The following is a 20,442-nucleotide window of genomic DNA, read 5'->3' as shown; positions in this document are numbered from 1 at the left end:
TCGATCGGGAGCTCCGGCACACGAAGGAGGCTCCGATTGGCGCTCCCCTATTGGACGCCGCACAACCTGCTGCCTCCTGGCCGCCATCCCGCCGATCTGGCCGACGTCTACGAGCGGCTGGTCTTCGACGCGCCGCACCAGAACGACCGTGAAATCCTGTTCAGCGCGCTGAACAGTTACCTTGGCGTCGCGCGGCGGATCATGCCGACCGGCCGCGCGTGGATCGGCGGCGATCTGACCGCCAGGACCCCGCACGCGCCGCTCGGGCTCGACGTGGTGCTGATCCCGGACGAATGGGGCGCGCTCAAACGGCTCGACGACGCGGGGCGCTCTGCGCTGTACGGGCTGCTGACCTTGCGCGGGGTCATCGTCGGCCAGCCCGCCATGTACCTGGACCAGGTCCAGCCCGTCGGCGGCATGCTCGACGGGTTCCTCTGCCGCCCCGGCGACGAGGAGATCTGGGAGGAAGTGTGGGCATCGGGTGGCAGGGGAATTCCGGAAGTGATCTGGTGAGGAACGAATTCCGGCGTATCGCCGACGAGATCCCCGGCGGCACCTGGCTCGACGACCTCGCCCGAGCGTCGGCGATGGCCGCGTACGCCAAGTTCGAGCGGACGTCGCGTTCGCCGCTGCTTCGCGTTTCCGTGCTCGGCGAGTCGCATCTGGACGCGTACACCTTCTCCGACATCAGCCGCGCGCTGCAGGACGCGACGGCGAAGATCGGGCACATCATCCGCAACCCGTCGGGCGAGGTGACCTTCGTCCAGCCCGCGGACCGGGAGAAGGCCCCGCTGATCCAGCGTGGACAGGCGGGCAACGCGATCTTCTTCGGCTTCCCGGAACCGGCGCTCGACGACGCGCTCATCCACGACGGGATCGAGTCGCTGTCCGAACGCGCGGTCAAGGAACTGTGCGACTTCCTGCCCGCCAACGGTTCCGACGACGGCGCGCTGGACGCGGTGCTGCTGCAGCGCGACACCGTCCGCAACGCGGTCAGCGACATCGTCAACGCGGTCAGCAAACACGCCGGGATCGGCATGGCGCTGACCCCGACCGCGGGCGACGAGCTGACCCGCAGCATGACCACCGAGCAGGCGAGGATCCTTTCCGGGAGCCTGCGCGAATCACGTGAAGCCGTCGGCTACGAGACGGTCAGCGGCAGGCTGGACGGCGTCCGCACGCGGCGCCGGATCTTCTATCTCGAACGCGAATCGGGCGGCACGATCCAGGGCGCGGTCGCGCCGGATCTGCTCGACGAGATCAAGGAGAACCTGGACCGGCCGGTGACCGCGCGGCTGCGCGTCGTGCGGACCACGACCATCGACGGCCGCCGCGGCCGCCCGGTGCACGAACTGCTGGAGATCACCCCGGAAGTCAGCCTGTTCGATCAGTGATCGGGTTTCCGACATTCGGCGATGCCACAATTCTCGTCAGAAAATATCGGTGACCGCTTGATCATCGTTGAATGATGACTTTTTCCGGCAGGTAACAATTTCGGCCATTGCCCCGAACGATGGGTTAACGTCTTCGGACGGAAGCCTCCGAAAGGGCATGTATGCCGACCGATCCACCTCTCCCGCACCCGCCCGCCACCCGCTACGGCCCTGGGTTCGCCGCGCACGGAACACGGCATCGCAAACCCAAGAACGGCGTGGTCATCGCAGGTTTCCTGGTCGGCATGGCGGCACTCGGGGTCGCCTTCGTCCCGGTCGCCGGGATCGCCGCATGGCCGCTCGCCGTGATCGGATTGATTCTTTCCGTGATCGGTTTGACCAAAATCAAGAAGGGCGAGGCGGACAAGAAGGGAATGGGGATCGCGGGGCTCGCGCTTTCGATCACCGGACTGCTGGCCGCCGGCGGGTTACTGGTCTACACCAGTTTCTTCGCAACCGGCGAGTCGGGGCTGCACGTCCCGGCGGTCGCCGGGGACAAGAACACCGTCGAGTTCGTCGTCAGCGCCTCCGGCGGCGCGACCATCCGGTACGGCTCGCTCAACGACCAGCGGACCGAGACGACCCCGGCCAGCACCGACGAATGGCGCGGCACGGCGTCGTTCAACTCGGGCGACTACCTGCTCACCGTCACCGCGGACACCCGGAACTCGTCGGTCAGCAACCAGATCGCCTGCACGATCCTGGTCAACGGCAAGAAGGTGGCGGAGAACAAGGGCCAGACCATCGCCCTGTGCACCGCAGGCACCGGCTGACCCCACGCGTTGGTGCCGCCTGGCGGCCGGCCGGTATCGCCCCCACCTCCACCGGCCGGACCGCCACGAGCCGCTCCTGGCGGCTCTTCAGACGGCCCCGGAACGGGCCCGCCCGAGCGCCGATCACTACCGATGCCCCTCCCCTAGGGCTCGATCGACACTGAATCGGACCCTACGCGCGTGCGCGGCGAGGCCACTAAGAATCCGCTAAGGATCACTCACGGAGTTTCGCCGAGGTCCGTGAGTTCGGCACGGACCAGTGCGGCGAGCTTGGGATTGGCGTCCGCGAGGATTTTCAGCGCGAGCGCGAATTGTTCGCGGGCACCGTCCACATCCGACCCGGCCCGCAGCACCCGGCCCAGCGTCAGCCGCAGGACGCCCTCCTGGAGGACGAACCGTCTGCTGATCGTCAGGTCCACGGCTTCCCACACGTACCGCTCGGCCGCCGCGAGTTCGCCGATCCGCATGCTCAATTCGGCCAGGTTGTTCAGCGAGACGACGACGTAGCTTTCGTCGCCGAGGGTCCGGTCGATCTCCAGCGAGGCGACCTGGTGCCCGATCGCCTCGATGAACCGCCCGGCCCGCTTTTCGGCCTCGGCGCAGTTGTTGAGCGCCTGCCCGCGCAATTCGAGATCACCGGTCCGCTCGGTCTCCTCGACCGCCCGCCGCAACGTCCTGATCGCCTCGTCGTGCCGCCCCAGCAGGGTCAGCGCGGAGCCGAGATGGATGTTCGCGGAGTTCATCAGCCGGTCGTCGCCGATCGCGGTCGCGAGTTCCAGCGCGCGTTCGGCGTCGGCGAGGCAGCCCTGCGGCAGCTCGAAGGTGAGGGCGATGGCGCAACGGGAGATCAGCATCCAGCACCGGCCGAGGACGTCACCGGATCGCTCGGCGGCCTCCAGCCCGATCTCGACCAGCCGCGTCCACTCGTCCAGCAGCGGGTACACCGCCCGATAGGTGTGCGCGACCCTGGCCAGCTGCCAGACGTCGTCGTGGCGTCCGGCGGCGCGGGCGGCTTCGAGGACCTCGATCAGGTTCTCCCATTCCGCGGTGAACCAGTCCTGCGCCTCGTCGAAGGAACCGATCGGCGGCGTCTGCGCGTCGGTCAGCACCCCGGTGAAGTCGAGCGGGTCGACGATCCGCAGCATCTTGCGCCGGGCCCGGTCGGCGACGGCCCGATAGAACCGCACCGAGCGCGACAGGACGGCTTCCCGGTCGGCTTCGTCGAGTTCGTTCTCCGCCAGTTCACGGAGGAACAGGCGGACGAGGTCGTGCGGGACGAAGGAGTCGCGGCCTGTTTCGGCGAGCAGGTTGTGCGCGGCGAGCACCCGCAGATGCCGCCGCGCCTCGGCGACGGTGATCCCGCCGATCGCGGCCGTCAGATGCGAACCGGCCGAAACACACTGGACCACGCCGAGCCGCAGGAACGTGTCCGCGACCTCGGGCGGCAGCCCCCGGAAGGAGACGTCGAACGCCGCGCGGACGCCGTCGTCCGGGCCCTCGACGTCGAGCGCGGCCAGCCTGGTCCGTTCGTTGCCCAGTTCGTCGACCAGATCCTGCGCCGACCACTGCGCGCTGGCGGCGAGCCGGGCACCCGCGATCCGCAGCGCCAGCGGGAGATAACCACAGAGCCGGGCGAGCGCGTGGTTGAGGTCGTAGCCGGCGGGCCCGGCGAGTTCCTCGATCAACCGGACGGCGTCGCCGGGCGCGAGGGTGCCGAGCACCCGCAGCTTGGCGGCGTTGGACACGGCGAGCCCGTCGAGCCGGGAGCGGCTGGTCACCAGCGTCATCGACCGCGAACCGGGCGGCAGCAACGGCCGGACCTGCTCGGCGCTTCGGGCGTTGTCGAGGATGACCAGCATCCGGCGTCCGGCGATCACCGAGCGGTAGAGGGCGACGCGTTCGTGGACCTGTTCCGGGACGCCCTCGGCAGGCACGCCGAGCCCGAGCAGGAACTGGGTGAGCAGATCGGCGGGCTCCAGCGGCGGATGATGCGGGTCGAAACCCCGTAGCGAGGCGAAAAGGATGCCGTCGGGGAAGCGGCGGCCCGCGCGATGCGCCCACCACACCACCAGGCTGCTCTTGCCGATCCCGGCCGTCCCGGTGACCACGCCGACCGCGGTCTCGCCCGCTTCGGCGCGCTCGGCGAGTTCGTCGAGCCAAGCCAGATCGGCCTCGCGTCCGGCGAGGTTCGGCACCGCGGGCGGCAACTGCTGGACGGGCACCGCCTCGGCCTTCGGTTCCGCGGCGACCTTGACCGGCAGGTCGTCGTTGAGGACGCGTTCATGCAGCCAGCGCAGTTCCGCTCCGGGCTCGACGCCGAGGGTGCGCAGGGTCGCCCGGGACACCGTGCGGTAGAGCTCGAGCGCGTCGCCCCGGCGGCCGGCGTGGTAGAGCGCGCGCATCAGCTGACCTGCCGTGCGCTCGGCGAGCGGGTTCGCGCGGACCAGCGGGCTGAGCTCGACGATCAGTTCCGCGTGCCTGCCCAGTTCGAGGTCCGCGTCGACCCTGGCGCCGTGGACGGCGAGCCGGAGATCGTCCAGCTCGGGAGCGCGGACGGACCCCGGCACACCGGCGAGCGCGGGCCCCTGCCAGAGCGCGAGGGCCTCGGTGAGCAGTTCGGAAGCCTTCTCCGGATCTTCCGCGGAAGCCCGCTCCAGCAGGGCTCGGGCGCGGTGGACGTCGATCCGCTCGGGTTCGACGGTGAGCTGGTAGCCGGGCGGCGCGGTGAGGATCCCGGCGCCGCGCGGATGATCGCCCTGGATGCCCCGGAGCACGCGCCGCAGATGCGAGACGTTGCCGTGGACGATCGTGCGGGCCGTGGCAGGCGGGTCGTGCCCCCAGAGCGCGTCGATGATCTCGTCGAGCGCGACGACCTTGTTGACCTTCAGCGCCAGCAGCGCGAGCAGACCACGGACGCCCGGGCCGCCGACGGGGACCGGCCGATCGCCGTCGAGGAGGCGCACGGGACCGAGGAGCTGGAAGCGGGCAGGGGAACCGCTTTCGCCCATGACAAGCCCCCCTCCTCCGATCTCTCCCCTTACCGGAGTAGCCAACCTACCGCGCCAAGACGCCGCCAACCAGGACACTCAAGGTCGTGAAGGCCTCCTTCCCTACTTTCAGGGTAGGGAAGGAGGCCTTCACGACCTCGCGATACGGACAAAGCGCGCCAAGCGGGCGGGTTGCGTCCACTGTGGACTTCGGCTGCCGGGTGACCGGCGCTCACTGCGTGTCCGAAGGGGCCTTCAGGTACTTCCGGCTCGCGAACCACGCACCGACTCACGAAAAAGAAAAAGGCTCCGTGCCATCAGTCCCGATCTGATGGCACGGAGCCGGGAGATATCCGATTTGGGCCGCCTGGGGGCGCGACCCACACCGGACATCGGCGTCCACGTCCGTCCGGGTGGGCTCACCCCGAGCGAAGAACCCGTTCGGTCGTCGACAACACCTACGTGAGCGAGCCCACTGGCCCGCTCACGTGGCGACAACGTAACAGGGCGCACACCGACGGCTACAAGGGCCCCGTCATGGCCTCCGCGACCTGCGGTTTCGTCAGCGCGACAGCGGGGTCGAGTCACGGCCGGCGATGAAGGCCGGACGCGGTTCGATCGCGGCGAACGGCTCCCGCAGCGCGTTCTCGACGCTGTTGAACACCAGGAAGATGTTCGACCGCGGGTACGGCGTGATGTTGTTCGACGAACCGTGCATCACATTCGAATCGAACCAGAGCGCCGAACCGGCCTGTCCGGTGAATTGGTCGATTCCGTATTCGGCGGCGAGCGCGGTGATGTCTTCCTCGCTCGGGACGCCGACCCTCTGCTCTTTCAGTGAACTCTTGTAGTTGTTCTCGGGGGTTTCCCCGGCACACTGCACGAAGGTCCGCTGCGAACCCGGCATCACCATCAGCCCGCCGTTGAACGGGTAGTTGTCGGTGAGCGCGATGGAGCAGCTGACCGCGCGAGGTACCGGCATGCCGTCCTCGGCGTGCCAGGTCTCGAAGTCCGAGTGCCAGTAGAACCCGGTGCCCTTGAAGCCGGGCATGTAGTTCACGCGGCTCTGGTGGATGTAGACCTCGGAGCCGAGGATCTGCCGGGCCCGGTCGAGCACGCGCGGGTCGCGGACGAGTTCCGCGATCAGCTCGCTGGTCTCGTGGACGTCGAAAATGGAGCGGACCTCACCGGTCTTGGCCTCGGTGATCACGCGCTCGTCGTCGCGGTGGTCCCCCGACGACATCCTGACGAGTTCCTGCCAGTAGGCCTGGACCTCACCAGGCGACAACAACTGGTCGACGACGGTGAAACCACGCGTTTCGTGGTTCGCGAGCGCGGCCGCGTCCAAGGGACCGTCGGCCTCGGTGCCCCAGACGGTGGGGTGCGTCCTGGGCAGGTGTTCGGGCTTACCCGTGATGCGGGTCGGGTAACTGTCGTCGACTCGGGTGTCGGTCAGCGTCAATGCAGTCGCCTCCTCGAGCGATTTCTAGGGTTCGGTGACGAGCGGGTACACGCCGTTTTCGTCGTGGACCTCACGGCCGGTGATGGGCGGGTTGAACACGCAGACGCACTTGATCTCGGTCTTGGGCCGGACCTGGTGCTTGTCGTGGTCGTTGAGCAGGTACAACGTGCCCGGCTTCAGCTGGAAGACCTCGCCGGTCGCGGTGTTTTCGAGCTCGCCCTCACCAGAGGTGATGAACACCGCTTCGATGTGGTTCGCGTACCAGAAGTCGTTGACCGTCCCGGCGTACAGCGTGGTCTCGTGCACCGAGAAACCGACGCCCTCCTTGGCCAGCACGATGCGCTTGCTGCGCCAGTTCGGGGTCTTGATGTCGGCGTCGGTGTCGGTGACCTCGTCGAGTGTTCTGACAAGCAAAGGAAAACTCCTTCTCGTTCCTGGTTGAGGGCGGTCAGTTCAGGTCAGTTGAGGACCGTGGCGACGGCTTCGTCGATGATCGACAGACCCTTCGTCAGCTCGTCGTCGGTCAGGGTGAGCGGCGGGAGGACCTTCATGACCTCGCCGTCGGGGCCGGAGGTCTCCATCAGCAGCCCGCGCTCGAACGCGGCGGCGCAGACCTTGCCCGCGAGGTCGCCGTTGGCGAACTCGATGCCCCGTGCCAGGCCGCGGCCCTTCGCGAACAGGTTCGCGTCCGGGTACGCCTCGACGATGCCCTGGAAGGCGGCGGCGATGCGCTCGCCCTTGGCCTTGGTCGACTTCTCCAGCTCGTCGTCGCTCCAGTAGACGCGCAGCGCCTCGGTCGCGGTGACGAACGCCGGGCTGATACCGCGGAAGGTGCCGTTGTGCTCGCCCGGCTCCCAGACGTCGAGGTCCGGGCGGATCAGCGTCAGCGCCATCGGGATGCCGTAGCCGCCGATGGACTTCGAGAGGCACACGATGTCGGGCTTGATGCCCGCGTCCTCGAAGCTGAAGAACGGGCCGGTGCGGCCGCAGCCCATCTGGACGTCGTCGAGGATCAGCAGGATGCCGTGCTTCTTGCACAGGTCGTCCAGCGCCTTGAGCCACTCGACGCGCGCGGCGTTGATGCCGCCCTCGCCCTGCACGCCCTCGACGATCACGGCGGCGGGCTCGTTCAGGCCGCTGCCGGAGTCTTCGAGCAGCTTCTCGAAGTAGAGGAAGTCCGGGATGGAGCCGTCGAAGTAGTTGTCGTACGGCATCGGGGTGGCGTGCACCAGCGGGACACCCGCGCCGCCGCGCTTCATCGAGTTACCGGTCACCGAGAGGGCGCCCAGCGTCATCCCGTGGAAGGCGTTGGTGAAGTTGATGACCGATTCCTTGCCGGTCACCTTGCGGGCGAGCTTCAGCGCGGCCTCGACCGCGTTCGCGCCACCGGGGCCGGGGAAGACGACCTTGTAGTCGAGATCCCGCGGGCGGAGGATCTTCTCCTGGAACGTCTGCAGGAAGTCCCGCTTGGCCACCGTGAACATGTCGAGCGCGTGCGTCACGCCGTCACGCGCGATGTAGTCGATCAGTGCCCGCTTCAGCGCGGGGTTGTTGTGCCCGTAGTTGAGCGCGCCGGCCCCGGCGAAGAAGTCGAGATACGCCTTGCCGTCCTCGTCGTACAGGTAGCTCCCCTGTGCCCTGTCGAACACGACCGGCCAGCCGCGGCTGTAACTGCGTACCTCGGATTCGAGTTCCTCGAAAATGCTCATCACGTTTTCTTTCTCCCTGAGATCCCCGGATTTACGTTCTATTGACTGCTGAGCGGACCGATGCGGTACAGGTCCTCCTGCTCATGCGTTCCTTCCTCGGCCGGGAAATCCGTCGCGGAGAAGAGATCCTGGCGTTCCACGGTGGCGTCCCACCGCTTGGCGAACGAGGCGAACAACCGGATCGAAGCCTCGTTGTCCGGCGTGATCGTCGTTTCGAGGTACCGGACGCCCTGGGCGGTCAACTGGCCGAACAGCTCGTCGAGCAGAGCTCCGGCCAGGCCTTTTCCTCGCTGGGACGCGTCGACGGCGACTTGCCAGACGAAGCCGGTGTCCTGCTTCCGGTACCCGATCACGAAGCCGACCGGCGTGCCGTCGACTTTCGCGACGACCGAGGTGTCGGCGAAATCGTGGCACCACAGCAAATAGGCGTAAGGCGTGTTGAGATCCAGCTTCTTGGAATCGCGAGCGATTCTCCAGAGCGCGGCACCGTCTGCCTTGGTCGGATTTTCGATCAAGTGCTTTCCGGACATGTCCAAGAAACGTACCGGAGGATTCGGGCGCGGTCAGATCAGCGTGGCGGCGGCAACGCGGCTACCTGCAACAACCTTGAAACACACGTGACAAAGGTAACGGTAACGTTTGAAGCGCAGCACTTGTGGGTAAGGCCGCTTCGCCGCGGTCTCACTGCACGTGACGATACCAACCGTTACCGCTTCGTCGCAGGGTCAGGGCGCTATTCGGCGCCCGATTCCGCTATTCACGACGCCGCTTGCGACCCGCGAGCGAGCCGAGCGGCGTCCAGATGGCGGGCAGCACGAGCAGCAGGCAGACGACCAGCCACCAGACCGGCGCCTCGCCGCGCCGCCAGCCCGCGACGACGTCGCCGAGCCAGCCGAACAGCGGGTCGCGCACGGGTGGCAGGAACGCGGCGAACAGCAAGGTCGCCACCACGAGCACGCCGAGCACCGTGAGCATCATCCGCCACGTCTTGCGCAAGGTCATCAGGCTCACCACCAGGAACACGATGGCGCCCGCGGCCACCGGCACGCCGACCCATTGCAGGACCGGGCCGCCCTGTCCACCGAGGACGAAACCGGCCAGCACGGTGATCAGCGCGGCGAGCACGTTCCACGGCGACGGCAGGGTGGCCGCCCCGCGGGTGATCCACCACGCGCTGCGCCCGGCGGCCTTGGCGAAGGTCGCGGCGGGCTGGACCGATTTCGGCACCCGCGTCGCCCCGGCGGCCGCGTTGAGCCCGGCCGCACCGGCCTTGACCAGCGTCTTCGTCAGGAGCATCGTCCCGCGTTCGTGTTCGAACCGTTCGCCGGAGACCTGGCACGCCTGGAACGCGCGCTGGGTCTGTTCGTCGGTTACGGGCTCGTTCTCGATCATACGCCGGAACCGTTCCGACGGTTTCCCGTTGCCCTTGGCCGTTTTCGCGTCGTGTCCACAGTGGAGGCCGACACACGGCAGTTCTTCGCGCGCGATCTCCAGTTGCCGGACCCTGGCGAGCACCATCGCCGTCACCGGCATGCTGATCGGGAGACCGGCTTCCCCTTCCACATCGGCCAGTTCACCGTCGAGGCCGAGGAAAGCCAGCTCCCCGGCCAATTGCGCGCGCAGGGCGTCGGCTTCCTCTTGCGACAGGCCGTCTTCCGTGCCCGGCTGCCGCCAGCCGATCTCCTTGAAGGTGTCCCGTACCTGTGCCCGGAACGCCTCCCGTCCGACGACGTCGCGCAGCAGGCGCAGGCGTTTCGGGTCCAGCAGGCATTGCACCAGCCAGCCCGCGCCGTCGACCCGGCCCCACATCCAGTCGTTCGCGCGCCAGGACGCCTTGTAGAACGCGCCGAAGTAGTCGGCCTGCATCCCGGTGAGCTTGTCCCACGAACGGCGTCGCTTCATGTCCAGCAGCGTCCGCGAATCCGCGCTCACCTGGACGAGATCGACCCGCTGGTCGACCGACGGCGCCTGCGCGAGCAACCCGCGGGTCGCGATGTGCAGGCGCACGAGCCGAGAGGTGACGACCGGATCTCCCGCGCTCTTGTCGTCGGCAGTGAGCCCCGTCCACGCCAGCAGCGTGCTGACCGTGTCGGCGGCTTCGGTGTCGGGTTTCGCCTGCGCCAGCGGCAAAAGGATCGGCGTGGCCTGCCGGAGGGCGGCGACGACGAGCGGCCACGCCTCCTTCAGCGTTTCCGAGCGGCCGAGACCGGCCCATTCCTTGGCGAGGCCTTCGATCCAGGCCGCCAGCGTGACGTCGGAGGACGGCGGCTCCTGTTCGGTGACCCAGCCCGCGAGCCGCTTCCCCCGCGCCGCCTTATGCCGCGCTTCGTGCAGCAGCACGCGGCAACGGTTGAGCTGCACCGCGTGCTCCGGCGACGGATCCAGCCGGAAGCCCGCGTTCACCAGTTGCAGGCCGGTGGCGACCGAATCGTCGAGCGCGGTGGTGCGGAACGCGACCAGGTCCGCGAGTTCGCAGGTGTCCTTCGGCGGCTCGGCGGGGAGGCCGTCCCGCAGACCGGCCGCCGCGGCCGCGCGCAGCTGCGCCGCCGTGCCGGACGCCCACTGACGACCGTGATCCTCCACATCGGACAGTGAGAGCCTGCGCGTCGCCTCGCGGACCAGCACGGTGGCGTCCTCCTGCACCCGGCGGTCACGGTAGTCGTTCATCAGCCGCTGGTCGACCAGCGCGTCCGGGCCACCGCGAACCCCCATCGCCGCAAGGGAAACCCGGGTCCCCCTGGTCCGGACGACGGCGTCGTTGTGCCTGGTCAGGTCCTCCAGCTCGGCGCTGATCGTCTGGCTCAGCACGGTGCCGACGACCTTGCTCATCGCGCTGCCCAGCAGCGGCGGCCGCTCCGGATCGACCGCGACCCGCTCGGCCTCGCGTTCCGCCGTCGGCACGACGTACAGCAGCAGCCGCCGGACGTCCGAATGCGACTGCCGCTCGAAGATCTCCCGCAGCGCCGGGCGCAACGGTTTGTTCAGCAGCACCCCGCCGTCGGTGAGCCAGTGCGAGCGCGTGACGTCGGTGTACTTCGTCATGTCCGGATGCAGCGGTCCGGTCTTCTCGCCGATCGGCATCCGGGAAAGTTCGAAGGCGCCGGGAAACGACGCGGTGGACCTTGCCGCGAGCGCGAGCGGGCCGACCACGTCATCCGTCCACAAAGGACCATCGAAGCGGAACAGAAGCCGATGTTCGGTGTCCCGCACCAGATTGCCGAGCGCGTCGTCGAACCTGGTCGTCTCGCCGTCGATCATCGTGCCGGTGAGCAGCACCGTGATGTCGGGACAGTCGGGTTTCACCGTCGCCTTGTCGGTGATCCGGTGCAGCGCGTCCTTGAGATCGCCGAGCAGCACCTTGTCGCCGTCGAGCAGCGAACGCGGTTCCTTCTCGCCGGGATCGCGGATCAGGTTGTCGAGCGATCCCGTGCTGATCCACGTGTCACGCAGCACCTGCGGGCTCGACCGGAACGCCTCGGCCAGCCCGAGGCACGCCGCGTTGATACCGCCCGCGCTCGTGCCGGTGAGCACGTCGAGCGAGACGGTGGCGTTGAGCAGATCGAGCAAGGCCCGGTACGGGCTTCTCGATTCCGGCGTTCTCGACGCCTGGAGCAGATGCGAGGTCTCGGTGGCGACCCCGCCCATCCAGACCGCGAGGCTCGCCCCGCCCACCATGGTCATCGCCAGCCGGATCTCCTGCGGCCACGGACTCCCCGCGTCGGCCATGTGCGCCCTCCCCCAAGGCTCAGTGCACCGAGCACCTTAGACCGGACGGGCGAACCGATGTACCACCGTTGGTGCCGAAGTTCGTTCGCCCGTAAGGGCAGTTTCATGCCCCTGCAATCAGGTGCCTGGTCGCTGTGCCTGGATACGCGACATCCTCCTTCGGTGCCGGGGGTCGTGCAGCCAGCCGCGCATTTCGTCCTCTGAATGCGGGGGCGTCAGGCGGCGAAGTGCTCCAGCAGGAGGACCTGCGCCTCACCGACGGCGAAACCCAGGACGGCACCGGTCGCGATCAGGATCCATTCGTCCTGCTGGAACGCCGGCCGCAGCAGTCCTTCGAACTCGCGCGGCGACAGCTCCTTCATCTTCGTCACCAGCACGTTCCGGATGTCCATCGCGTCCGTCGCGTAGTCCTCGATGTACCGCATGGTGTCCGGCAGTTTGTCCATGATCTTCTCGGCGATGTTCAGCTTCATGTCCTGATACCGCTTGCTGCCGACGGCGAACACCACCAGCGGTTTCCCGACGCCGACGCGCCGCCCGAGCTGTTCGTCGAGCTGGCGCTGGATGAGCCCGAGCACGCGGTCCGACAGCGGGCCGTGCAGAACCGCCTCGATCACGTTGTGCGGGGTGATGATCTCCTTGGCGATCAGCGCGCCGTACGCCTCCGCGACCTCGCCGCGCCGTTTCAGGAACAGGCCCTGCCAGCGCACGCCGAAGTACCGGCGTTCCTCGATCGGGTAGAAGATCATCCGCAGCGCGAGCCAGTCGGTGAACCAGCCGGTGAAAAGCCCGAACAGGGGCATGATCAGCGGGAACTTGAACAGCACCCACGCGACCATCTGGATCACGCCGATGAGCCCGCCGAAGAAGATGCCGGAGCGGGCGATGAACTTGAACTCCTTGTCGCCGGCCTCCTGGAAGATCCGGTTCAGCAGCCGTTTGTCCTTGACCAGTGCGGTGACCACCATGCCCTTGAGGTCGAATACACTGTCCACGTCGGACTTGATCAGCTCCAGCACGGCCGCGACCATCCGCGGCGTCTCGGCCTGGACGCGCTGGATCACCAGCCGCTGCATGCCCACCGGCAGGGATTCCCACAGCCCCGGCTGATAGTGGGCGGCGACGTCGCGCACGATGTCCTCGACCGCCGCCTGGAGCGGTTTTTCGATCTCCTTGGCGATTCTCTGCGGATCGAGCCTGGCGACGACCTCGGCCGGTTTGATCAGCTGCTCGGTCATCGTGTCGCAGGCGATGCTCGCCATCCGCGCGGCGCGTTTGGGCACGATGCCCTGCCAGCCCAGGAACGGTTTGATGCCGACGAACTCGACCGGCTGGAACATCATCCGGATCGCGACGAGTTTGGTGGTGTAGCCGATCAGGGCGGCCACGATCGGGATGGAGACGTAGAGCGGCCAGTGCTCGCCGAAATCGGCGAGGATCCCGTCGAGGAACGCACCCATGCCGAAATCAGCCGGCGCTCGGGTCGCAGGCCTGCCAGAACTGGGCGCCGAGCCGGGAAATATGGACCGTGCGCTTCACGAACTTGGCCCGCTTGACCGACTTCTCCGCCTCGCGGACGGTCTCGTCGGTCAGCAGGATCTCGTACTGCGTCTCCAGCGCGGGCACCTCTTCGTCCAGCTCGATCAGGCCGAGCCCGATCAGCCTGGTGAGGTAGCCGGGCACCTGGTCCGGCAGTGACACCCCGGCGGCCTTGCCGACGGTGGAAGCGTTGCGGAGCACGAACCGCCCGGCCGCGCCGAGGCTGGTCCGCTCGGCGACGTCGACGGCGGGGAACGGCGAGCCGTCGGAAAGGGCGGAAAGGATCCGGGCCTCATCCGGCGTGAGCTGCCGCAGGATGATCGCGTACAGGTATTCGCGGGCCCGCTCGCGGCCGAAGCCGATGGAGTGGTTGAGCAGTTCCGCCATCGCCGCGCGGAGCGGTTCGAGCTGGGTGCGGGTGTGCACGAGGGTGATGGTCGCCTCGACCGGCCGCGAACCGTTGGTGTCGGGCCGGTTCATCGCGGACGCGGCGGTGAGCGCGGCGTGGTACGGGTCGTCGACCTCGTCGAGACGGCGGCGCAGCTCCGAAAGCAGCTGCCGCTCGCCCTGTTTGACGATCTGCTCCGCGATTTCGACCCCGGGGAGTTTGCGGGTGAACTCGAAGCCCGTGCGGGCGGCCCAGCCCGCCAGCTGTCCCGCGCGTTTGGCGAAAGCGGCCAGGTCTTCACCGGCGGGTCGATCATTGCTCACGGGCACTCCCCTCGCGTTCGCGCTGATGCTACCTGCGAGTAGGCCGAATGGCCGAAATTGTGATCGACGAGGGTGTTTGGATGGTCACCATGAGCTTCACGCGCTGGGGTCCGCCGATCGACGTCCTCCCGCTGTTCGCGCGGGAGGAGCAGGCTCTGCTCGACGTGCTCACCGGTCTGGACGCGGAACAGTGGGCCGCGCCGACGGTGTGCACGGGCTGGGCGGTGCACGATCTCGCCGCCCACATCCTGGGCGGCAAACTCGGCAGGCTGTCCCGCGACCGTGACGGCTACCGGGCGACGGCACCGCGCGAGGGCGAACGCTTCGGGGACTTCATCGACCGGATCAACGGCGAATGGGTGGTCGCGTGCCGTCGGCTGTCCCCCGAGGTGCTGTTCGCGATGCTGGTGGACAGCACCTCGCAGATCGCCGAGATGTGGGGCCGCGCCGACCTCGACGCCGTCGGCGAGCCGGTGAGCTGGGCCGGGGACGAACCGGCGCCGGTCTGGCTCGACGTCGCCCGCGAGTACACCGAGTTCTGGGTGCACCAGCAGCAGATCCGCGAGGCCGTGGGCGCGCGGACGCTGGACGAGCCGGAGTTCCGCGGGCCGGTGATCGATACCTTCATGCGAGCGCTGCCGTACACCCTGCGTGACGTCGACGCCCGCGCCGGCAGGCAGGTCGCCTACACCGTCACCGGCCAGGGCGGCGGGAAGTGGACGGCGCGGCGGACCGCCGGCGGCTGGGAACTCGACCGGGTCGCGCCGACGTCACGCGCGCCGCTGGCCTCGGTGACGACGGACGCGGACACCTTCTGGCGGCTGTGCACCCGGAATCCCGCGGACCGCGCCCGGGTCACCGCCGAGGGCGACGAAAACGTTTGCGCCGCCCTGCTCGGGATGACCTCGATCATCACATCAGGTAACGGCTCACCTTCTCCGGCCGGATGACGAGCCGCACGAGATCGAGGGTCTGGATCCCGGCGAGCTCGCCCGCGTGGGCCGGGTCTTCGAGGTCCCAGTAGCGCTCGGCGAGCCGCGCGGCCAGTTCGTGCGCCCCGCCGGGCTCCACCGTGACGCTGCCGGAGACCGAGACCCAGCGCTCGCGTTCGCCCACCGGGGCGGCCACGATGATCGACGCGCGGGGATCGTCGTCCAGCCGCCGCACCTTCGGCGACTCACGGGGCGTGAACAGCTGGATCGTGCCGTCGTCGGCAGCCTCGAACCACACCGGCCGGACCGGGCCGCCGGCCACGGTCAGGAATCCGTGCAGGGGGCGGCGGAGGAATTCGAGGTCGTCAGTGGTCAGCATGAACTCGATTCAACCCGGCAGACTTGGACGTGCCCATAGGTGAAAGGCCAGATCGCCTGTGTATTCGTCCAACGCGGCGGCCTGGGGAGAGGGCAGTCGATCGGGTGCCCGTGGCCGCGTCGCGGCTCTCCCCTTCTCTAACCTCGGCAAGGTGGACGTCTTCAGCGACCTGATCCGCGGCGTGCGGTCCCAGGGCTCCTTGTTCGGCAGTTCGACCCTGTCCCCGCCGTGGAACCTGCACTTCGTGGACGGCGCGCCGCTGACCCTGTGCGCCGTGCTCACCGGCGCGGGCTGGGTCGTCCCGGAGGACGGCCCGCCCGAGCCGCTTCGCGCGGGCGAGTCGGTCATCGTACGCGGCCCCGCGACGTTCACCTTCGTCGACGAAGTCGGCACTCCGGCCGAACCGATCGCGTGCGGCGAGCACTGCGCGACGCCCGAACAGGGCGGGACCCGGCACCGGCTCGGCTGGGTCGACGACCCGGGTGGCGAGACGACGTTGATCGTCGGCGCGTACCCGGTGCGCGGCGAGATCGGCCGCCCGCTGCTGGACGCGCTGCCCGTCGTGCTGCGCGTGGACGCCGGTGGCGCGGGCGACCCCGTGCTGGAGCACCTCGCCGCCGAGGTCGCCGTCGACGCGCCGGGGCAGCAGGTGGTCCTCGACCGGCTGCTGGACTGGATGCTCGTCTGTTCGCTGCGCGAGTGGTTCGATCGGCCGGGCGGCGAACCCCCGGCGTGGTGGGCCGCGCAGCGGGATCCGGTGGTCGGCGACGCCCTGCGCCTGCTGCACGCGGAACCGGCGGCACCGTGGACCGTCGGCACGCTGGCCGGGCGGATCGGGGTGTCGCGGTCGACGCTGGCCAAACGGTTCGCCGATCTGGTCGGCGAACCGCCGCTGACCTATCTCACCCGCTGGCGTATGACCCTCGCGGCGGATCTCCTCGCCGGACCGGAGCACGCGACCATTTCCGACATCGCCCGCACCGTCGGCTATTCCGACGCGTTCGGGTTCAGCGCGGCGTTCAAACGCGTGCGGGGCGTCAACCCGAGCGAGTTCCGGCGCGGGGTCCCTCAGCGCAGCTGATGCCGCGACTTCTTGGCCTGCTTGCGCAACTGCAGGATCCGGGCGCCGCCGACGAGCGCGACCAGCGTGCCACCGGCGATCACGGAGAACAGCATCGCGACCGCCAGCGGCATGCTCCCGGACATGCCCAGGAAGTGCACGGTGGCCGTGTCCTGGTTCTGCAGGATGAACACGAGCAGGAACACCAGCACGATCAACGCCACGATGACGGCGATCCATGTGCCGCTCACCCGCGTCCGTTTGAGCTTCGGGCCGGCTTCGAATTTACCGCTGTGGCGTGCGCCGCCCGCGGTTTCGGACGGCTTGACGGGAACCTCGGCGGCGCCCTCCTCCGGCTGCGTCATGCAGGACAGTGTCCGCCGAAGCGGGCTTGATCGCGCTCTCAAGCGTCCGAACGGGTGACCTCGTCCGCCGCACGCAGCACCCGCAAGGTGTTCTTCCCGGCCAGTTTCGCGCAGTCCTCTTCGCTCCAGCCGCGTTCCAGCAGCGCGGCGAACAGCACCGGGTACTTCGAAACGTCTTCGAGGCCTTCGGGCAGCGTCGCGACTCCGTCGTAATCGCCGCCGAGCCCGATGTGGTCGACGCCCGCCACTTCGCGCGCGTGCTCGATGTGCGCGACGACGTCGTCGATGCCCGCCTTCGGCTTCTCGGGGCCGCCTCGTTCGGCGGTGAACTTCGTGCGCTGATCGATGTTCCGGTAGTCCTTGCCCGCGGCTTCCATGTCCTGGCGCAGCCGGTCGTCCCACTCAGCGACCTTCGGCGAGATGAAGCCCGGCACGAACGTCACCATCGCGACGCCGTCCTTGGCCGCCAAGGTTTCCAGGACGTCGTCGGGGATGTTGCGGGGATGGTCGTTGACCGCGGTGCAGGAGGAGTGGCTGAAGATCACCGGCGCGGAACTGACCTCGAGCGCGGCGCGCATCGTGCTCGGCGCGACGTGCGAGAGGTCGACCAGCATGCCGATCTTGTTCATCTCGCGGACGACGTCACGGCCGAACTCGGTGAGCCCGCCGTGCTCGGGTTCGTCGGTGCCGGAGTCGGCCCAGGTGGTGTTGTAGTTGTGGGTGAGCGTCATGTAGCGGACGCCGAGGCGGCGCAGGATCCTCAGCACGCCAAGGGATTCGGCGATGCTGTGGCCGCCCTCGGCACCCAGCAGCGACGCGATCTTGCCGTCGCGGAAAGCGGCTTCGGCCTCGTCGGCGGTGTCCACGAGGGCCAGGCGATCGGGGTAGCGCTCGGCCATCTGGTGCACGATCTCGATCTGTTCGAGCACCGCCGTCACCGCGCTGTGGCCCTCGAACTGGCAAGGCACGTAGACGGACCAGAACTGCATCCCGAGCCTGCCTTCGGCGAGCTTCGGGAAGTCGGTGTGCAGATGCGGCTGACGGACCGTGAGATCCGTGCCGGTCACGGCCTCGACCGGGTCCGGGCCGGTCGTGACCCGCAGCTCCCATGGCAGATCGTTGTGCCCGTCCGCGAGGAGGACCCTGTCGAGCAGGGCCTGGGCGCGGACGAGGTCCCCGTTAGTCATCGGACGATGCTACGTTCGCGTCCTTTGCTCTCCCCGCTATGGGTTGAGCCACCCCGCGGCCGCTACCAAACCGTTGCCGGTCACCTGGTGCCCGCCGGGATGGCGATGGACGACGACGTCCGCGCCGCGCTCGCGCAGGTCACGGACGAGCGTCTCCGCCGAGGGCAGCGGCGCCATCGGATCGTGCTCGCCGTTCGACAGGAAGACCCGGGTTCCGGACAGATCGTTCCGCGGCGGGGAAGGAACAGGCGACATCGCCGCGAACAGCACGGCCTCCCTGACTGCGTCCGGGCGGAGCAGGGTCACCGCGGCGGCGATGTTGGCGCCGTTGGAGAACCCGATGGCCACCAGCCGCCGGTCACCGAGGCCGTACTCCTCACGCGAGGCGAGCACGAAGTCGGCCAGCTGGTTCGCTCGGAAGGCGACGTCCTCGTGGTCGAAAACGCCTTCCGCCAGCCTGCGGAACCATCGTGCCGCACCGTGCTCCGACACCGGCCCGGCCGGCGCGAGCAGCGCCGACTCCGGGCTCAGCTGCCGGGCGAGCGGTACGAGATCGTCCGGGCCGCCGCCGGTGCCGTGCAGGAGCAGCAGCACCGGCTCGTCGGGCGCCCCTTCGACGTACTTGTGCTCCAAGGTGCTCATCGCGGGTTGTTCTCGCTCGGCAGGTCCAGCTTCGGCAGCATGGCTTCGATGTCCTCGCGCTTGGGCTCCAGCCACGGCGGCAGTTTCAGCGCGCGACCGAGCTCCAGCAACGGCTCGTCGATCGCGAAACCGGGTTCGTCGGTCGCGACCTCGAGCAGCGTGCCGCCCGGCTCGCGGAAGTAGATCGACCGGAAGTACTGACGGTCCAAAATGGACGTCACGTTCACGCCGTCGTCGATCAACTCGTCGCGCCAGGCGGCCTGGGTGGCTTCGTCCGGAGCGCGCCAGGCGACGTGGTGCACGGTGCCCGCCGCCACCAGCCCACGCGGGGCGCCGGGCGTGACGAGGACGTCGACGAGCGCGCCGGGGCCGCCTTCGCCTGCGGAGAACCGCAGGCGGTTGCCATCCTGGTGTTCGAAGGTCAGGCCGAGGCCCTCGGTCAGCATCCCGGCGGTCGCGTCCTCTCGGGATACCGACAGCGTGACGGAGTGCAGCCCGCGGATGGCGTGCTCGGCGGGGACCAACTTCGTGTCCCACGGGTCACGCGGGTCGCCCTGCGGATGCGCGACGAGCGCGAGTTCGAGGCCGTCCGGGTCGAGGAAGGTGAGCGTCTCCTCGCCGTCGGAGTTGCGGACCTGGCTGGTCTCGACGCGGTTCTCCGCGAGGTGCCGCGTCCACCAGCCGAGTGAGGCCTCCGGCACGGAGAACGACGTCGTGGTCGCCTGGCCGGTGCCGTGACGGCCCTTCGGCGCGTCCCGCCACGGGAAGAACGTCATCAGCGAGCCGGGCTTGCCGGACTCGTCGCCGTAGTAAAGGTGGTACGTGCCGGGGTCGTCGAAGTTCACGGTGGTCTTCACCAGCCGCAGGCCGAGTGCCCGGGTGTAGAAGTCCGCGTTGCGCTGGGGGTCGCCACCGATGGCGGTGACGTGGTGCAGGCCCGAAGTCTTGATCGACATGGTGCCCCTCCTCTGGAGCCGGTGGAGTCAAGCTAACCCGGTAACCTCTCGCGCGCAAGATATATTCCAGGAAGATTTTTGGGTGTACCCTCGCTCGCGTGACAGTGGTGAAACCGGAGGAACCGAACGACGACGAAGTGGTCACGTGGTGGGGCCTGGTGATCGAGGGCTACCTGGCCACGCAGAACAAGCTGATGGGCGAGATCGCCGAACGGTTCGGTCTGGCGCCGGCGTCGTTCGACATCCTGCTGCGGCTCGTGCGCTCACCCGAGCACCGGATGCCGATGACCCGGTTGGCCGTCGAGGCGGCCCTGTCGAGCGGCGGGTTCACCAAGGTCGCGGACCGGCTGGTCGCCGCGGATCTGATCTGCCGCGTGCCCAGCCCGGACGATCGCCGCGTCACGTTCGCGGCGCTCACCGACCACGGTCTCGACGTCGCCGAGAAGGCGCGGGAAGCGTGTGCCGAGATCCTGCGGCGCATCGTCCTGACCCCGCTCGGTGACGGCGCGCACGACCTGGCCGAGGCCATGCGGACCCTGCGCACCGTCAACGGCGGGTGACACGCGGCCTGGCACCCCGCA

19 protein-coding genes are annotated in these 20,442 nt (G+C 68.6%); 6 read left to right on the top strand and 13 right to left on the bottom strand.

Features of this window, described 5'->3' with window-relative positions; all coding sequences use genetic code 11:
* Positions 1-36: 36 nt before the first annotated feature.
* From LCL61_RS09095 to LCL61_RS09085, 3 genes are all read left to right on the top strand, one after another.
* Positions 37-513: a DUF6932 family protein gene (locus tag LCL61_RS09095; RefSeq protein ID WP_037335500.1), complete on the top strand. Its 477-nt coding sequence runs from the start codon at positions 37-39 to the stop codon at positions 511-513.
* A complete protein-coding gene (locus LCL61_RS09090; RefSeq protein ID WP_007033450.1) occupies positions 510-1,394 on the top strand; it encodes a hypothetical protein in 885 nt (294 codons plus the stop codon). Before LCL61_RS09095 ends, LCL61_RS09090 begins: the two co-directional genes overlap by 4 nt.
* A gap of 161 nt (positions 1,395-1,555) precedes the next feature.
* Entirely contained in the window at positions 1,556-2,206 is a 651-nt protein-coding gene (locus tag LCL61_RS09085) for a DUF4190 domain-containing protein (RefSeq protein ID WP_340686428.1), read from the top strand.
* Between the two features lie 218 nt (positions 2,207-2,424).
* Here LCL61_RS09085 and LCL61_RS09080 read toward each other — a convergent pair whose 3' ends face one another.
* From LCL61_RS09080 to LCL61_RS09045, 8 genes are all read right to left on the bottom strand, one after another.
* Complete coding sequence (locus LCL61_RS09080; protein WP_340686427.1) at positions 2,425-5,214, bottom strand: AfsR/SARP family transcriptional regulator; 2,790 nt, start codon at positions 5,212-5,214, stop codon at positions 2,425-2,427.
* Positions 5,215-5,755: 541 nt separating this feature from the next.
* The gene (gene thpD / locus LCL61_RS09075) at positions 5,756-6,655 is read right to left on the bottom strand and encodes an ectoine hydroxylase (RefSeq protein ID WP_340686426.1); all 900 of its coding nucleotides are present in this window, start codon (positions 6,653-6,655) and stop codon (positions 5,756-5,758) included.
* Positions 6,656-6,679: 24 nt separating this feature from the next.
* A complete protein-coding gene (locus tag LCL61_RS09070; protein WP_007033454.1) occupies positions 6,680-7,069 on the bottom strand; it encodes an ectoine synthase in 390 nt (129 codons plus the stop codon).
* Between the two features lie 44 nt (positions 7,070-7,113).
* Positions 7,114-8,364 carry a diaminobutyrate--2-oxoglutarate transaminase gene (gene ectB, locus LCL61_RS09065; RefSeq protein ID WP_340686425.1) on the bottom strand — a complete coding sequence of 417 codons (1,251 nt, stop codon included), beginning with the start codon at positions 8,362-8,364 and terminating at the stop codon, positions 7,114-7,116.
* A gap of 38 nt (positions 8,365-8,402) precedes the next feature.
* Positions 8,403-8,894 (bottom strand): diaminobutyrate acetyltransferase, encoded by a 492-nt coding sequence (gene ectA / locus LCL61_RS09060; RefSeq protein ID WP_340686424.1) that lies wholly within the window; start codon positions 8,892-8,894, stop codon positions 8,403-8,405.
* Positions 8,895-9,117: 223 nt separating this feature from the next.
* On the bottom strand, positions 9,118-12,090 hold the full coding sequence (locus LCL61_RS09055) for a patatin-like protein (RefSeq protein WP_340686423.1): 2,973 nt from the start codon (positions 12,088-12,090) through the stop codon (positions 9,118-9,120).
* A gap of 215 nt (positions 12,091-12,305) precedes the next feature.
* A complete protein-coding gene (locus LCL61_RS09050) occupies positions 12,306-13,550 on the bottom strand; it encodes a DUF445 domain-containing protein (protein WP_340686422.1) in 1,245 nt (414 codons plus the stop codon).
* 7 nt (positions 13,551-13,557) lie between these two features.
* Complete coding sequence (locus LCL61_RS09045; RefSeq protein WP_340686421.1) at positions 13,558-14,340, bottom strand: Abi-alpha family protein; 783 nt, start codon at positions 14,338-14,340, stop codon at positions 13,558-13,560.
* Between the two features lie 80 nt (positions 14,341-14,420).
* Here LCL61_RS09045 and LCL61_RS09040 point away from each other — a divergent pair, with 80 nt between their 5' ends.
* Positions 14,421-15,290, top strand: a complete 870-nt coding sequence (locus LCL61_RS09040) for a maleylpyruvate isomerase family mycothiol-dependent enzyme (protein WP_340686420.1) — start codon at positions 14,421-14,423, stop codon at positions 15,288-15,290.
* Here LCL61_RS09040 and LCL61_RS09035 read toward each other — a convergent pair.
* On the bottom strand, positions 15,253-15,651 hold the full coding sequence (locus LCL61_RS09035) for a pyridoxamine 5'-phosphate oxidase family protein (RefSeq protein ID WP_340686419.1): 399 nt from the start codon (positions 15,649-15,651) through the stop codon (positions 15,253-15,255). The two genes, LCL61_RS09040 and LCL61_RS09035, sit on opposite strands and share 38 nt — an antisense overlap.
* Before the next feature lie 151 nt (positions 15,652-15,802).
* Here LCL61_RS09035 and LCL61_RS09030 point away from each other — a divergent pair, with 151 nt between their 5' ends.
* On the top strand, positions 15,803-16,732 hold the full coding sequence (locus tag LCL61_RS09030) for an AraC family transcriptional regulator (protein ID WP_340686418.1): 930 nt from the start codon (positions 15,803-15,805) through the stop codon (positions 16,730-16,732).
* Here the strand turns inward: LCL61_RS09030 and LCL61_RS09025 are convergent.
* From LCL61_RS09025 to LCL61_RS09010, 4 genes are read right to left on the bottom strand one after another with little or no spacing between them, the layout of a single operon-like run.
* A complete protein-coding gene (locus LCL61_RS09025) occupies positions 16,720-17,076 on the bottom strand; it encodes a LapA family protein (RefSeq protein WP_340686417.1) in 357 nt (118 codons plus the stop codon). The genes LCL61_RS09030 and LCL61_RS09025 overlap by 13 nt on opposite strands.
* A 38-nt stretch (positions 17,077-17,114) precedes the next feature.
* Positions 17,115-18,263 carry a dipeptidase gene (locus LCL61_RS09020; RefSeq protein WP_340686416.1) on the bottom strand — a complete coding sequence of 383 codons (1,149 nt, stop codon included), beginning with the start codon at positions 18,261-18,263 and terminating at the stop codon, positions 17,115-17,117.
* Positions 18,264-18,299: 36 nt separating this feature from the next.
* Positions 18,300-18,905, bottom strand: a complete 606-nt coding sequence (locus LCL61_RS09015) for an alpha/beta hydrolase (RefSeq protein WP_340686415.1) — start codon at positions 18,903-18,905, stop codon at positions 18,300-18,302.
* Complete coding sequence (locus LCL61_RS09010; protein WP_340686414.1) at positions 18,902-19,861, bottom strand: ring-cleaving dioxygenase; 960 nt, start codon at positions 19,859-19,861, stop codon at positions 18,902-18,904. Before LCL61_RS09010 ends, LCL61_RS09015 begins: the two co-directional genes overlap by 4 nt.
* A 98-nt stretch (positions 19,862-19,959) precedes the next feature.
* Here LCL61_RS09010 and LCL61_RS09005 point away from each other — a divergent pair, with 98 nt between their 5' ends.
* Positions 19,960-20,421, top strand: coding sequence for a MarR family winged helix-turn-helix transcriptional regulator (locus LCL61_RS09005; RefSeq protein WP_340686413.1), 462 nt, complete (start codon positions 19,960-19,962; stop codon positions 20,419-20,421).
* Positions 20,422-20,442: the final 21 nt, after the last annotated feature.

Origin of the sequence: Amycolatopsis coloradensis (assembly GCF_037997115.1) — a bacterium.
GTDB lineage: Bacteria > Actinomycetota > Actinomycetes > Mycobacteriales > Pseudonocardiaceae > Amycolatopsis > Amycolatopsis coloradensis_A.
Note: the sequence above shows the minus strand (reverse complement) of the source record. Positions and strands in the feature narration are given on the sequence as shown.

Coding starts and splice junctions, on each gene's coding strand:
- LCL61_RS09085 (WP_340686428.1), top strand. CDS start 1,556: ATGCCGACCGATCCACCTCTCCCGCACCCGCCCGCCACCCGCTACGGC.
- LCL61_RS09080 (WP_340686427.1), bottom strand. CDS start 5,214: ATGGGCGAAAGCGGTTCCCCTGCCCGCTTCCAGCTCCTCGGTCCCGTG.
- ectB (WP_340686425.1), bottom strand. CDS start 8,364: ATGAGCATTTTCGAGGAACTCGAATCCGAGGTACGCAGTTACAGCCGC.
- ectA (WP_340686424.1), bottom strand. CDS start 8,894: ATGTCCGGAAAGCACTTGATCGAAAATCCGACCAAGGCAGACGGTGCC.
- LCL61_RS09055 (WP_340686423.1), bottom strand. CDS start 12,090: ATGGCCGACGCGGGGAGTCCGTGGCCGCAGGAGATCCGGCTGGCGATG.
- LCL61_RS09050 (WP_340686422.1), bottom strand. CDS start 13,550: ATGGGTGCGTTCCTCGACGGGATCCTCGCCGATTTCGGCGAGCACTGG.
- LCL61_RS09040 (WP_340686420.1), top strand. CDS start 14,421: ATGGTCACCATGAGCTTCACGCGCTGGGGTCCGCCGATCGACGTCCTC.
- LCL61_RS09035 (WP_340686419.1), bottom strand. CDS start 15,651: ATGCTGACCACTGACGACCTCGAATTCCTCCGCCGCCCCCTGCACGGA.
- LCL61_RS09025 (WP_340686417.1), bottom strand. CDS start 17,076: ATGACGCAGCCGGAGGAGGGCGCCGCCGAGGTTCCCGTCAAGCCGTCC.
- LCL61_RS09020 (WP_340686416.1), bottom strand. CDS start 18,263: ATGACTAACGGGGACCTCGTCCGCGCCCAGGCCCTGCTCGACAGGGTC.
- LCL61_RS09015 (WP_340686415.1), bottom strand. CDS start 18,905: ATGAGCACCTTGGAGCACAAGTACGTCGAAGGGGCGCCCGACGAGCCG.
- LCL61_RS09010 (WP_340686414.1), bottom strand. CDS start 19,861: ATGTCGATCAAGACTTCGGGCCTGCACCACGTCACCGCCATCGGTGGC.